Source organism: Tepidiforma sp., assembly GCF_026419595.1.
GTDB lineage: Bacteria > Chloroflexota > Dehalococcoidia > Tepidiformales > Tepidiformaceae > Tepidiforma.
In genome coordinates, this window is the sequence record NZ_JANZZD010000009.1 from 25,889 (window position 1) to 38,895 (window position 13,007).

The following is a 13,007-nucleotide window of genomic DNA, read 5'->3' on the forward strand; positions in this document are numbered from 1 at the left end:
ACCGGCCCCTGGCCGGGTACCATTGCGTCATGGCTGAGGAGGCATCGGCCGGGTTCGATGGGGCGTTCGTGCCGCCGCCGGGGACGGTCTTCGCGGAGGTGGCGGTCCACACGACGCAGCCGGCGCGGCGGCCGTTCACGTACGCGGTGCCACCGGGGATGCGGGTCGAGCCGGGGATGGCGGTCTTCGTGCCGTTCGGGCCGCGCATCGTGCAGGGCATCGTGCTGGCGGTGACGGACCAGAGCGAGGTCGAGGCCGTGCGGCCGGTGAGCGCGGTGCTGGACCCGGAACCGCTGCTGGACCCGGCGCGGGCCGGGCTGGCGCGGTGGATCGCGGAGGAGTACCTCGCGCCAATCTGGGAGTGCGTGGCGTGTTTCCTGCCGGCGGGGTTCGGGCAGAAGCCGGTGACGATGGTCTCGCCGGTGGAGGTGCCGCCGCTCCTGCCGGTGGACCCGAAGGACCGCGCGATTCTGCAGTACCTCGCGGAGCACGGGCAGGTGACGCTCGACGAGCTGCGCGAAGGGGTGGGACAGGTGCCGCTGGCGGCGCTCCAGCGGCTGCAGGAGAGCGGGCACCTCACCGTGGCGCAGGGGCTGGCGCGGCCGGCGGGCAGGCCGAAGTTCGAACGGCGGGTTGCGCTGGCAGTGGAGGCCGGGCGGGCGCGGGAGGAGGCGGCGGCGCTGCTCGGGGCGCGGGAGCGGTCGGTAGAAGGCCGGCTGCTGGCGCGGCTGAGCGAGGCGGGGGACATCCCGCTGAGCGAGGCGCGGGCGCTCGGCGCGACGCCCGCGCACCTCGAGCGGCTGGAGGAGCGGGGGCTGGTCCGGCGGTACGAGCGCCGGGTGGAGCGCGACCCCGCGGCCGCGGTCCGGGGCGGGAGCAGCCCGCCGCCCGTGCTGACGCCAGAGCAGGCGGCGGCCGCGGAGACGGCGTGGACAGCGCCGGTGACGCTGCTGCACGGCGTGACCGGGGCGGGAAAGACCGAGGTCTACCTCGAGCTCGTGCGGCGGACGCTGGCAGAGGGCCGGGGCGCCATCGTGCTGGTGCCGGAGATTTCGCTGACGCCGCAGGCGATTCGGCGGTTCGGCGAGCGGTTCGGCGACGAGCTGGCGGTGTTCCATTCGCGGCTTTCGACCGGCGAGCTGTACGACCAGTGGTTCCGGGTGCACCGCGGGGAGGCGCGGCTGGTGCTGGGCTCGCGGAGCGCGATCTTCGCGCCTGTCCGGGAGCCGGGGCTCATCGTGCTCGACGAGGAGCACGAGTGGAGCTACAAGCAGGCCGACCCGGTGCCACGCTACCACGCGCGGGACGTGGCGCTGCGGCTCGGCGAATTGACCGGGGCGCGCGTGGTGCTCGGCAGCGCGACGCCGGACGTGGTGACCTACCACCGGGCAGAGACGGGGCAGATCGCCCGGGCAGAGCTCGCGGCGCGGGTGGCGCCGGCGGCAGGCGGCCGACTGGCCGAGGGCGCAATGCCGGACGTGGAGGTGGTGGACATGCGGGAGGAGCTGCAGGCGGGCAACCGGAGCATGTTCAGCCGGGCGCTGCGGCAGGCGGTGCGGCAGGCGCTGGCTGCGGGGGAGCAGGCGATCCTGTTCGTGAACCGGCGGGGCTCGGCGCGCTTCGTGCTCTGCCGGGATTGCGGCTACCTGCCGCTCTGCCCCTCGTGCGAAGTCGCGATGAGCCTCGACCAGGAGGCCTCGATCCACGCGATGCTGCGCTGCCACCACTGCGGGCGGACGCGGCGGCTGGAGGACCGCTGCCCGAAGTGCGACAGCCTGCGCTACCGGCCGTTCGGGGTGGGCACGCAGCGGGTCGAGGCCGAGGCGCGGGCGGTGTTCGCCGGGGCGCGGGTGGCGCGCTGGGACAGCGACACGGCGCGGGGCCGGGACGCGCACGCGCGGATGGTGGCGGAGCTCGAGGCGGGCGCGATCGACATCGTGGTCGGCACGCAGCTGCTGGCGAAGGGGCTCGACCTGCCGAAGCTGACGACCGTCGGCGTGGTGGACGCCGACGTGGGCTTGAGCCTGCCCGACTACCGGGCGGCCGAGCGGACGTTCCAGCTGCTGAGCCAGGTGGCCGGGCGCGCCGGGCGCCGGGACCGGCCGGGGCAGGTCGTCATCCAGACGTACGAGCCGGAGGCGCCGCCGATCGTAGCGGCGGCAGCGCACGACTACCGGGGCTTCTACGAAGCGGAGATCGCGCACCGGCGGCGGGCGGGCTACCCGCCGTTCAACCGGCTGGTGCGGCTCATCTACCGGCACCCCAACCTCGAGGCGGGGCTCGAGGAGGCGACCCGGGTGGCGAGCGAGCTGCGGGTGCTGCGCGACGCGGCCGGGCGGGCGGAGCCGGACATCCTCGGGCCGACGCGGCCGTTCATCCCGCGGGTGCGGGGGGAGCACCGCTGGCAGATTTTGCTGCGAGGGCGGCGGCCGGCGGCGCTCGTCGCGGAGGTGCGGCTGGGCGAGCGGTGGTCAGTCGACGTCGACCCGGGGAGCCTGCTCTGACGATTCGGCGGGCGCGAACCTTCGCCCGGTGGTAGCCGTGCTGGTATCCTGCCATGCCAGCCGGGCCCGCAGGCCCGGCGCGCGAAGGGATGGTTCGGCATGGACCAGGAACTGAAGCCGTGGTCGCGGCTCGCCCTGATCTTCCCCGGGCAGGGGTCGCAGCACGTCGGCATGGGCGAAAAGCTGGCGCAAGTCTCGCGGGCGGCGCGGGAAGTGTTCCGGCGCGCCGATGAGCTGCTGGAACGGAATCTCTCGAAGCTCTGCTGGGAAGGGCCGGCGGAGGAGCTGGAATCGACGCGGAACCAGCAGCCGGCGAGCTTCGTCACGTCGATCGCGTGGCTGGAGGCGCTGAAGGAGCGCTGGGCGGCGATCGGGCGGCCGTTCCAGCCGTACCTGTACGCCGGGCATTCGATGGGCGAGTTCACGGCGGCGGTCGCCGCGGAATCGCTGACGTTCGAGGACGGGCTTCGGCTGGTGGAAGCGCGGGGCCGGCTGATGGAGGAAGCCGGGCAGGAGAATCCCGGCGGGATGGCCTCCATCCTCGGGCTGCCCGAGGAGAAGGTGCTCGAAATCTGCGCGGAGGCCTCGAAGGAGGGGTACGTCGGGCTGGCGAACGCCAACTGCGAAGGTCAGAGCGTCATCTCGGGCTACTTGAAGCCGCTGAAGCTGGCGATGGAGCTGGCGGAGAAAGCGAAGGCGCGGCGGGTGGTCCGCCTGCCGATTTCGATCGGGTCGCATTCGCCGCTCATGGCGAAGGCGAGCGAGGGGATGGCCGCGCTGCTCGACCGGGTGAAGGTGATGGACCCGATCCGGCCGCTCGTCGGGAACGTGAACGCGGACCTGCTGCGCACCGGCGCGGAGGTGTGCCACGAGCTGAAGGAGCAGCTGACGCACGGCGTGCAGTGGCAGAAGACGATCGAGCGGATGCGCGACGAGGGGGCGGACATGTTCCTCGAGGTCGGCCCGGGCTCGGTGCTTACGAAGCTGGTGCGGCGGATCGACTACAGCGTGAACAGCGTGGCGATCAGCGATGAGTACGAGGGGCTGCTGACCGAGCGGTGGGCGCTGGTGGAGGCTGCGGCGCGATGAGCCGGCGGGTGGTGGTGACGGGCGTCGGGGCCGTGACGGCGGTCGGCCACACGGCGGAAGAGACCTGGCAGGCGATGCTCGCCGGGCGGAGCGGCATCGGGCCGATCACGCTGTTCGACCCGGAGCCGTACCCGGTCCGCATCCAGGCGGAGGTGAAGGGGTACGAGCTGGGCAACCGGGTCGACCCGAAGCAGCAGCGGTACATGAACCGGTCGGTGACGTTCGGCGTGGGCGCGGCGCTGGATGCGCTGGCCGACAGCGGCCTCGAAGTCACCGAGGAGAACGCCGACATGGTGGGCGTCATCTTCGGCTCGGGGGCCGGCGGCACCGACATGATTCTCGAGCACCAGCGCATCCTCGAGGAGAAGGGACCGCGGCGGATCACGCCGTTCCTCGTGGCGAACTTCATCCCGGATGCAGCGAGCGGGCACATCGCGATCGCGACGGGCGCGCGGGGGCCGAACCTCGCGCCGGTGGCTGCCTGCGCCACGGGGGCAGCCGCCATCGGCGAGGCGTTCGAGACGATCCGCCGCGGCGACGCGGACGCCGTCATCACCGGCAGTTCGGAAGCGGTGCTGCTCCCGATTTACCACGCGACGTGGTGCTCGATGCGAGCGCTGGCGAGCGACAACGAGCACCCGGAGCGGGCGCTGAAGCCGTTCGACCTGAACCGGGACGGGTTCGTGGCCGGGGAAGGCGCGTGCGGGATGGTGCTCGAGGAGTACGAGCACGCGAAGGCGCGCGGCGCGCGGATCTACTGCGAGGTCATCGGGTACGGGGCCTCGAACGATGCCTACGACATGATTGCGCTCCACGAGACGGGGCGCGGGCTGAAGCGGGCGGTGATGGCGGCGATCCGGAAGGCGGGCATCGACCCGGCGGAGATCGACTACATCAACCCGCACGGGAGCGGGACACCGCTGAACGACCGGGTGGAGACGCTCGTCTTCAAGGACGTGATGGGCGAGGCGGCCTACCGGGCGGCGATTTCGTCGGTAAAGCCGATTACGGGGCACTGCATGGGCGCGAGCGGGTCAGTAGAGGCGCTCGCCTGCGTGATGGCGATCCGGGACCAGAAGGTGGCGCCCACCATCAACTACACGACGCCCGACCCGGAGTGCGACCTCGACTACGTGCCGAACGTCGCGCGGGAGATGCCCGTGCGGGTGGCGATGACCACCTCGGTGGGGCTGGGCGGGCACAACGCGTGCCTGATATTCCGGAAGGTCGACTGACCGGGGAGATGCCTGTGAGGCGAGCACTGGTGACCGGCGTGGGGGCCATCACGCCGATTGGACTGACCGCGCACGAGTTCTGGGAGAATCTCGTGGCGGGCGTTTCGGGCGCGGGGCCGATCACGCGGTTCGACACGGCGGACATGCCGGTGAAGATCGCGACCGAGGTGAAGGGGTTCGAGCCCGGGAAGTACATGGACACCAAAGAGGCGCGGCGGATGTCGCGGTTCGCGCAGTTCGCGGTGGCCGCGGCGAAGCTGGCCGCGGAGGATGCGGGGCTGACGCTGACCGACGAGGAGCGGCGACGCGCCGGGTCGGCGATCGCGACGGGTGCCGGCGGCGCCATCGACACGATGGAAGAGGTGCTGGTGCTGAAGGAGCGGGGGCCCGGCCGGGTGAGCCCGTTCTACGTGCCGACGATGGCGCCGAACATGGGCGCGTGCCAGGTTTCGATGCATCTCGGGCTCCGCGGCCCGGCGATGGCGAGCGTGGCGGCCTGCGCGAGCGGCCTCTACAGCTACCTCGAGGCGAAGCAGCTCATCGCTTCCGGGCGGTGCGACGTGGTGCTGGCGGGCGGCACCGAAGCAGCGCTGCACCCGCTGCCCATCGCAGCGCTGGCGAACATGAAGGCCCTGAGCCGCCGGAACGACGAGCCGGAGAAGGCGAGCCGGCCGTTCGACCGCGACCGCGACGGGTTCGTCTTCGGCGAAGGCGCCGTGGTGATGGTCATCGAGTCGGAGGAGCGGGCGAAGGCGCGGGGGGCGCGTGTCTACGCGGAGCTGGCGGGGGGCGGCCTGAGCTGCGACGCGTACCACATCACGGCCCCGCTGGAGGACGGCTCGGGCGCGTGCGACGCCATGGTGGAGGCGCTCCGGGATGCCGGCATGGCGCCGGAGGACGTGGACTACATCGCGGCGCATGGGACAGGGACGCCGCTGAACGACGTGGCGGAGACGAAGGCGATCAAGCTGGCCTACGGGGAGCACGCGCGGCGGCTGGCGGTGAGTTCGCCGAAGTCGATGGTGGGGCACCTGCTCGGGGCAGCCGGCGCGGTCGGCGCGCTGGCGGCGGCGCTGGCGGTGTACCATGACGTGGCGCCGCCCACGATCAACCTCGAGAACCCGGACCCCGAATGCGACCTGGACTACGTGCCGCTGAAGGCGCGGGCGATGCGCATCCGCGCGGCGGCAGCGAACGGGTTCGGCTTCGGGGGCCAGAACGGCTCGGTGATCTTCCGCAAGTACGAGGGCTGACGTAGCCTAGCGGACACCCGGCAGCGAACAGCACGAAGAGGGGAGCAATCGCCAATGGCAACAGTGTTCGAACGAGTCCGCGATGTGGTGGTGCGGCAGCTGAAGGTGAGCCCGGACGAAGTGACGCCGGAGGCGAGCCTCGTCGACGACCTGCGGGCCGACTCGCTCGATATCGTCGACCTGACGATTGCGATCGAGGAGGAGTTCGCGGACCAGGCGGAGTTCGAAATCCGCGACGAGGACGCCGAGAACATCAAGACGGTGCAGGACATCATCGACTTCCTGGCGCACCAGGGCATCCACTAGCACCCGGCGCGCCGGGATTTCCGCCGGGCGGCGGCGCGGTCAGCCGCCGGCGAGGGCGCGGAGCTTCTGGACGATGCCGGGAAGGACGTCGAGCACGCGCTCGATCTCGGCGTCGGTGGTGTGGCGGCCGAGGGTGAGGCGGAGGGAGGCGTGGGCGAGGTCGCGGTCGATGCCCATGGCGGTGAGCACGTGGGAGGGTTCGAGCGAGCCCGTCGTGCAGGCGGAGCCGCTGCTGGCGGCGATGTCGGCGAGATCGAGCGCGAGAAGGACGCTTTCGCCCTCCACGTTGCGGAAGCAGCAGGAGAAGTGATTCGGCAGGCGCCGCTCCGGTTCGGCCGGGCCGGTGATGACCGTGTCCGGGATGCGCTCGGGGAGTTCGTAGAGGAGCCGGTTGCGGAGACGGCCGACGCGGGCGTTGAACTCTTCGCGCTCCTGCCACGCGAGCTGCATGGCGGCGGCGAGGCCGACGATGCCGGGGACGTTTTCGGTGCCGGCGCGGCGCTCTTTCTCCTGGCTGCCGCCGAGGATGAGGGGCTGCCAGGGGGTCCGGTTCTTGATGTAGAGCAAGCCGACGCCTTTCGGGCCGTAGATCTTGTGGCCGGCGAGGCTGAGGAGGTCGACGCCGAGGCGGGAAGGGGTGATATCGAGCGAGCCGGCGGCCTGGACGGCGTCGGTATGGACGACGACGCGGGGGTTCCGTTCGCGGGCGATGCGGGCGGCCTCGGCGACGGGCTGGATGGTGCCGACCTCGTTGTTGGCGGTCATGATCGAAACGACGACGGTTTCCGGGCCGACCGCTTCGGCGAGGGCTTCGAGCGAGACGACCCCGTCGCGGTCGACGGGCAGGTAGGTGGCGCGGAAGCCTTCGCGCTCGAGCTGTTCGACCGTGTGGAGGACGGCGTGGTGCTCGATGGCGGTGGTGACGATGTGGTTGCCGCGGCCGCGGGCGCGCTGGGCGAAGGCAGCGCCGCGGATGGCGGCGTTGTCGGATTCGGTGCCGCCGGAGGTGAAGACGATTTCGCGGGGCGACGCGCCGAGGAGGTCGGCGACGGTCTTGCGTGCGGCGTCGAGCGCCTGCCGCGCCTGCTGGCCTTCGAGGTAGATGCTGGAGGGGTTGCCCCAGTGGGTGGTGAAGAAGGGGAGCATCGCTTCGACGACGCGCGGGTCGGGCGGGGTCGTCGCGGCGTGGTCGAGGTAGATGCGCGGCATAGGAACAGGGTAGCGGATGGTGCGGGCGGACGATCACGGGGCGGGCGGACGTGGTATGCTGAAAAGCGGCAATTCCATCCGGGAGTGGGCCCCGCGCCCACTTTTTTGTTGAGAGTATGAAAAACGAACTGTTGTTGGCGCTGAACCAGCTGGCGGCGGAGAAGAACCTCCCGCAGGAGACGGTATACGAGGCGGTGGAGGCGGCCCTGACCTCGGCCTTCCGGAGGGAAGAGGACGACGCGCCGAACATGTACGTGAAGATCGATGCGCGGAACGGCGAGATCCGGGCGTACCGCCAGATGATCGTCGTGGAGCAGGTGGAAGACCCGCGCGTCGAGATGAGCGTGGAGGAAGCACGGCGCTGGAAGAAGGACGCACGGCCCGGCGACGTGCTCGACTTCGAAGAGGAGATTCCGAAGAACGCGGGCCGGATCGCGGCGCAGACCGCGAAGCAGGTGGTGCTGCAGCGGCTGCGGGAAGCGGAGCGGGACGCCATCTACGAGGAGTACATCTCGAAGGTCGGCGAGCTGATCGTCGGGACGGTGCAGAAGGCGGAGGCCCGGCAGATCATCATGGACCTCGGCCGGGGGACGGAGGCGGTGCTGCCGGCGAGCGAGCAGGTGCGAAACGAGCACCTGCGGCCGGGGCAGCGGGTCCGCGTGCTGGTCGTCGAGGTGAACAAGGCCTCGAAGGGTCCGCAGATCGTGGTGAGCCGGGCGCACCGGAACCTGCTGCGGCGGCTGTTCGAGATGGAAGTGCCGGAGATCAAGAGCGGGACGGTGGAAATCAAGAGCATCGCGCGCGAGGGCGGGCACCGGAGCAAGATCGCGGTGTGGGCCCGGAACCCGGCGATCGACCCGATCGGGGCGTGCGTTGGGGTGCGCGGCACGCGCATCCAGAACATCGTCAACGAACTGAACGGCGAGCGGATCGACGTCATCAAGTGGGACCCGGACCCGGCGAAGTTCGTTTCGAACGCGCTGAGCCCGGCGCAGGTGACGGAGGTGGAGATCGACCCGGAGGAGCGGCTGGCGCGGGTGGTCGTCCCCGACAAGATGATGTCGCTGGCGATCGGAAAGGACGGCCAAAACGCGCGGCTGGCGGCGAAGCTGACCGGCTGGCGGATCACCGTGCTGAGCGAATCGGCGAAGGAGCGCCTGGAAGCGGGCGAGCCGGAGACGCCGATGGCGTTCGAGCCGTACGCCCCGGGCGAGGCGCCGGATATCGACATCCTGCACGCGGCGGAGCAGGTGGCGGCAGCGGCCGAGGAGGCTGCGGCGGCCCAGCCGGCGGCGTCGGTCGTGACAGAGCAGCCGCGTGTGCAGCCCGAGCCGGAGCCGGTGGAGGAAGAGGAGGAGATCTCGTTCGCGTCGATCGTCGAGTCGATCCCGGTGCCGCGCGGCGAAGAGCGCGAATCGGAGGACTACGGCGAGGACGAGGACGAGGAGTACGAGATTCCCGCTACGATCATCGAGGAGGAGCGGCCGTCGTCGATCCGGTTCGCGGAGGATGTCCTGCCGCGGCGGGAAGAGGAAGACGAGCCGCTGCCGAAGAAGGCGGCGGGGAAGAAGGGCAAGCGCGCGCCCCGCTATTACGACGAGGGCGACGACATGGAAGACATCGACTACGCGGGCCGGATTCACTGATGCCGGGCTGCGGGTCGCGAGCGCGGGGAGGTGTTCGCCATCACGACGGGGGTTCGGCCACGGAGGCAGCCGCAGCGGACGTGCATCGCCTGCCGCACTGAGCAGGGGAAGCGGGAGCTGGTGCGGCTCGTGCGCACGCCGGATGGGCGGGTGCGGGTCGACCCGACGGGGAAGGCGAACGGCCGCGGGGCCTACCTCCACCCCTATCGTGAGTGCTGGGAGAAAGCGCTCCGAGGGGGTACGATAAAGAATGCACTGAAAATTACCCCGGCCGTGGACGATATCGAAGCCCTGCGGGCCTTCGGGTTGGCGTTGCCGGCGAAGGAAGGCGATAGCGTATGACGGCAAAGAGTTCGACCCAATCGCGCGTGACGATCCCGGCCGCCCTGACGGTGCGGGAGCTGGCGGAGCTGCTGCGCGTCTCGCCGGTGGAAGTCATCAAGCGGCTGATGACGAACGGGGTGATGGCGAATCAGAACCAGACGATCGACTACGACACGGCGGCGATCGTCGCGGTCGAGCTGGGGTTCGAGCCGGAGCCGGAGGCCGCGGCCGCGCCAGAGCCGGGCGCACCGCTCGTGGAGCCGGAAGAGGAGCCGGACGACCCGGCATCGCTCAAGCCGCGGCCGCCGGTCGTGACCATCCTCGGGCACGTCGACCACGGGAAGACGAGCCTGCTCGACGCGATCCGGAAGACGCGGGTGGCCGCGGGCGAGGCGGGCGGCATCACCCAGCACATCGGCGCCTACCAGGTGGAGCGGGACGGGCACCTCATCACGTTCATCGATACGCCGGGGCACGCGGCCTTTACGGCGATGCGGGCGCGCGGCGCGCAGGTGACGGATATCGCGGTGCTGGTGGTGGCGGCGGACGACGGCGTGATGCCGCAGACGGTTGAAGCGATCAACCACGCGAAGGCGGCTGAGGTGCCGATCATCGTCGCCATCAACAAGATCGACCTGCCGGCAGCGAACCCGGACCGCGTGAAGCAGCAGCTTACGGAGCACAACATCGTCGTCGAAGAGTACGGCGGCGATACGGTGTGCGTGCCGGTTTCGGCGGCGACGGGGCAGGGCATTGGCGACCTCCTCGAGGCGATCAACCTCGTCGCGGAGATCAGCGAGCTCAAGGCGAACCCGAACCGGCCGGCATCGGCGGTCGTCATCGAGGCGGAACTGGACCCGAGCCGCGGGCCGGTGGCGACGGTGCTCGTGCAGCGGGGGACGCTGCGGCAGGGCGACGCGGTCGTGGTCGGCGAGACGAGCGGCAAGGTCCGGGCGATGCTGGACGACCGCGGCCGGCGGATCAAGGAGGCCGGGCCGTCGACGCCGGTGGTCATCCTCGGGCTCGAAGACGTGCCGGAGGCCGGCGAGCGGCTGCGCGCGGTGGCCGATGAGAAGCTGGCGCGGCAGATCGTGGAGGAGCGGCGCCGCCGGCGCGAGGCGCAGGAGCAGACCCAGCACGCGCGGGTCAACCTCGACACGCTGTTCAACGAGATCAGCGCCGGGAAGCTGAAGGAGCTGATCATCATTCTGAAGACGGACGTCCGCGGGAGCGCGGAGGCGATCAAGGGCGTGCTGGAGCGGCTGAGCACGCAGGAAGTGAAGCTGAAGATCATCCACGCGGCGACCGGGCCGGTGACGGACAGCGACGTCATGCTCGCCGAGGCCTCGAACGGCATCATCATCGCCTTCAACACGCGCATCGAGCCGAGCGCGAAGAAGCGCGCCGAGGCTGCCGGCATCGAAATCCGGAGCTACAACATCATCTACCAGGTGCTCGAGGACGTGGAGAAGGCGCTCCAGGGCATGCTCGAGCCGGTGTACCAGACCGTGGTCGACGGCCATGCGGAGGTTCGCGCGGTATTCAAGTCGAGCCGCGTCGGGCAGATCGCGGGCAGCTACGTCACCGACGGCGTGGTGCGGCGCGGTTCGCTGGCGCGCGTGCTCCGGGGCAAGGAGGAGGTGGCAAAGGGCCGCTGCGAGGGTCTGAAGCGCTTCCAGGACGACGTCCGCGAAGTGCAGACCGGCTACGAGTGCGGCATCGTCATCTCCGGGTTCGACAAGTTCCAGGTCGGCGACATCATCGAGTTCTACCACGAAGAGCGGGTGAGCTGACGCCGCGGAGGGCGCGATGACGATGCGCACGACGCGCGTGGGCGAATTGCTGCGCGCCGAGATTTCGGAGCTGCTGCTGCGCGAGGTGAAAGACCCGAGGGTCGGCCGCGGCATGGTTACGATCACGGAGGTGCAGGTCTCGCCGGATCTTCGGCGGGCGGTGGTCTACGTCTCCCACCTCGGGACGGAGTCGGAGCGGGCGGAGGCGCTCGAAGGGCTGCAGCACTCGGCGCCGTTCCTGCACCGGGAGCTGGTGCACCGGCTCTCGCTGCGGAACGTGCCGGAGCTGGTCTTCCGGTTCGACCCCTCGATCGAACGGGGGGCGCGGCTCGCCGAACTGATCGAGCAGGTGCGGGCGGAGCGGCGTGGCGAGGAAGCGGGCGAGTAGCGGCCTGGACGGCCTCGTCCTGGTCGACAAGCCGGCGGGCTGGACGAGCCATGACGTGGTGGCGAAGGCGCGCCGGCTGTTCGGGCAGCCGCGCATCGGGCACACGGGGACGCTGGACCCGTTCGCGACGGGGCTGCTCGTGCTCTGCCTCGGGCAGGCGACGCGGCTGGCGGAGTATCTCACCGCGCACGAAAAGGAGTACACCGGCGAGGTGGTGCTCGGTATCGAGACGGACACGGCGGACTCCGACGGCGAGGAAACCCGGCGGGCCCCGGTGCCGGACCTCGGCCCGGCCGACCTCGAGCGGCTCGCCGCCGCGTTCACCGGGCGGCTGGCGCAGGTGCCGCCGGCGCACAGCGCGGTGAAGGTCGGCGGGCAGCGCGCGTATGCGCTCGCGCGAAAGGGGGAGGCGGTCGAGCTGGCGCCGCGCGAGGTGGAAGTCTTCACCCTGGAGCTCGCGATGGCGGGCCGGGACCGGCTCACGCTGCGGGTGCGGTGCGGGCCGGGCACGTATGTCCGGGCGCTGGCGCGGGACATCGGGCGGGCGATCGGCTGCGGGGCGCACCTCGCGGCGCTCCGGCGGACGCGCTCGGGGCCGTTCCGGGTCGGGGAGGCATACACTCTCGAGGCGCTGGAGCGGCTCGCGGCGGCGGGTCGGGCCGGGGACGCGGTGCTGCCGGCCGATGAAGGGATGCTCCGGTGGAGCGCGGCGATCCTCGGCGCGGCGGGCGCCGGGGCGTTTGCGCGGGGGAACCCGCACCGCGGCGGCGGCTTCCGGGCGCCCGCAGCGCTGGCGCGGGTGTACGACGCGGCAGGCAGCTTTCTCGGCGTGGGGAGCGTCGATGGCGCCGGGATGGTGCGGCCGGTGAAGGTTCTTCGCGGGGAATCGCGCGAAATCTGACGTTATGTTGCTTTCAGGTTCACTTCCGTGTTGACAGGTGCAGGGTCGAGGGTGATCATGCTCGGTGGCCGGTTGGTCTGCGCAGCTGCGTAGGCACTCTCACAATTTGGCCGGTGCCGTCGAACGACGGGAGAAGGAGGGTCCATTTGGAAGCCTACTGCCTGAAGTGCCGGGAACGGCGCGAGATGAAGGAGCCGAAGGCGATCACGATGAAGAACGGGAAGCCCGCCACCGAGGGCACCTGCCCGGTGTGCGGGACGAAGATGTTCAAGATCGGGAAGGCCTGAGGCCGGGCTTTCCGCACCAGAACCGAACGCGCGGCGAACGCCCGCCGGGATCCCGGCGGGCGTTCGCGTTGG

Annotated in this window: 12 protein-coding genes; 11 read left to right on the plus strand and 1 reads right to left on the minus strand. The window is 70.9% G+C overall.

The window, feature by feature from the left end:
• Positions 1-29 precede the first annotated feature (29 nt).
• The 5 genes from priA to acpP all read left to right on the plus strand — a co-directional run bounded on the left by priA (position 30) and on the right by acpP (position 6,387).
• Positions 30-2,504 carry a primosomal protein N' gene (gene priA, locus N2041_RS06690; RefSeq protein ID WP_297677061.1) on the plus strand — a complete coding sequence of 825 codons (2,475 nt, stop codon included), beginning with the start codon at positions 30-32 and terminating at the stop codon, positions 2,502-2,504.
• Between the two features lie 99 nt (positions 2,505-2,603).
• Positions 2,604-3,593, plus strand: a complete 990-nt coding sequence (fabD, locus tag N2041_RS06695; RefSeq protein ID WP_297677063.1) for an ACP S-malonyltransferase — start codon at positions 2,604-2,606, stop codon at positions 3,591-3,593.
• Positions 3,590-4,828, plus strand: a complete 1,239-nt coding sequence (fabF, locus tag N2041_RS06700) for a beta-ketoacyl-ACP synthase II (protein WP_297677065.1) — start codon at positions 3,590-3,592, stop codon at positions 4,826-4,828. Before fabD ends, fabF (N2041_RS06700) begins: the two co-directional genes overlap by 4 nt.
• Positions 4,829-4,836: 8 nt before the next feature.
• Positions 4,837-6,081, plus strand: coding sequence for a beta-ketoacyl-ACP synthase II (gene fabF, locus N2041_RS06705; RefSeq protein WP_367187697.1), 1,245 nt, complete (start codon positions 4,837-4,839; stop codon positions 6,079-6,081).
• A 54-nt stretch (positions 6,082-6,135) separates the two neighbouring features.
• Complete coding sequence (acpP, locus tag N2041_RS06710; RefSeq protein ID WP_270056768.1) at positions 6,136-6,387, plus strand: acyl carrier protein; 252 nt, start codon at positions 6,136-6,138, stop codon at positions 6,385-6,387.
• A 39-nt stretch (positions 6,388-6,426) separates the two neighbouring features.
• Here the strand turns inward: acpP and N2041_RS06715 are convergent, their stop codons facing one another.
• A complete protein-coding gene (locus N2041_RS06715) occupies positions 6,427-7,596 on the minus strand; it encodes a cysteine desulfurase family protein (protein ID WP_297677070.1) in 1,170 nt (389 codons plus the stop codon).
• A 116-nt stretch (positions 7,597-7,712) separates the two neighbouring features.
• On the opposite strand from N2041_RS06715, the gene nusA reads away from it, so the two are divergent.
• The 6 genes from nusA to N2041_RS06740 all read left to right on the plus strand — a co-directional run bounded on the left by nusA (position 7,713) and on the right by N2041_RS06740 (position 12,935).
• Positions 7,713-9,242, plus strand: a complete 1,530-nt coding sequence (gene nusA / locus N2041_RS06720; RefSeq protein WP_297677072.1) for a transcription termination factor NusA — start codon at positions 7,713-7,715, stop codon at positions 9,240-9,242.
• Between the two features lie 30 nt (positions 9,243-9,272).
• Positions 9,273-9,584, plus strand: a complete 312-nt coding sequence (locus tag N2041_RS14905) for a YlxR family protein (RefSeq protein WP_367187698.1) — start codon at positions 9,273-9,275, stop codon at positions 9,582-9,584.
• Complete coding sequence (infB, locus tag N2041_RS06725; RefSeq protein ID WP_297677074.1) at positions 9,581-11,359, plus strand: translation initiation factor IF-2; 1,779 nt, start codon at positions 9,581-9,583, stop codon at positions 11,357-11,359. Before N2041_RS14905 ends, infB begins: the two co-directional genes overlap by 4 nt.
• 16 nt (positions 11,360-11,375) lie before the next feature.
• Positions 11,376-11,747, plus strand: a complete 372-nt coding sequence (rbfA, locus tag N2041_RS06730) for a 30S ribosome-binding factor RbfA (RefSeq protein WP_297677076.1) — start codon at positions 11,376-11,378, stop codon at positions 11,745-11,747.
• Positions 11,725-12,648 (plus strand): tRNA pseudouridine(55) synthase TruB, encoded by a 924-nt coding sequence (gene truB, locus N2041_RS06735; RefSeq protein WP_297677078.1) that lies wholly within the window; start codon positions 11,725-11,727, stop codon positions 12,646-12,648. The genes rbfA and truB overlap by 23 nt, the downstream gene beginning before the upstream one ends.
• A 146-nt stretch (positions 12,649-12,794) precedes the next feature.
• Positions 12,795-12,935, plus strand: coding sequence for a DUF5679 domain-containing protein (locus N2041_RS06740; protein WP_297677080.1), 141 nt, complete (start codon positions 12,795-12,797; stop codon positions 12,933-12,935).
• The last annotated feature ends 72 nt before the right edge of the window (positions 12,936-13,007 follow it).

Coding starts and splice junctions, on each gene's coding strand:
- fabF (WP_367187697.1), top strand. CDS start 4,837: ATGCCTGTGAGGCGAGCACTGGTGACCGGCGTGGGGGCCATCACGCCG.
- fabF (WP_297677065.1), top strand. CDS start 3,590: ATGAGCCGGCGGGTGGTGGTGACGGGCGTCGGGGCCGTGACGGCGGTC.
- fabD (WP_297677063.1), top strand. CDS start 2,604: ATGGACCAGGAACTGAAGCCGTGGTCGCGGCTCGCCCTGATCTTCCCC.
- N2041_RS06715 (WP_297677070.1), bottom strand. CDS start 7,596: ATGCCGCGCATCTACCTCGACCACGCCGCGACGACCCCGCCCGACCCG.
- rbfA (WP_297677076.1), top strand. CDS start 11,376: ATGACGATGCGCACGACGCGCGTGGGCGAATTGCTGCGCGCCGAGATT.
- nusA (WP_297677072.1), top strand. CDS start 7,713: ATGAAAAACGAACTGTTGTTGGCGCTGAACCAGCTGGCGGCGGAGAAG.
- infB (WP_297677074.1), top strand. CDS start 9,581: ATGACGGCAAAGAGTTCGACCCAATCGCGCGTGACGATCCCGGCCGCC.
- acpP (WP_270056768.1), top strand. CDS start 6,136: ATGGCAACAGTGTTCGAACGAGTCCGCGATGTGGTGGTGCGGCAGCTG.
- priA (WP_297677061.1), top strand. CDS start 30: ATGGCTGAGGAGGCATCGGCCGGGTTCGATGGGGCGTTCGTGCCGCCG.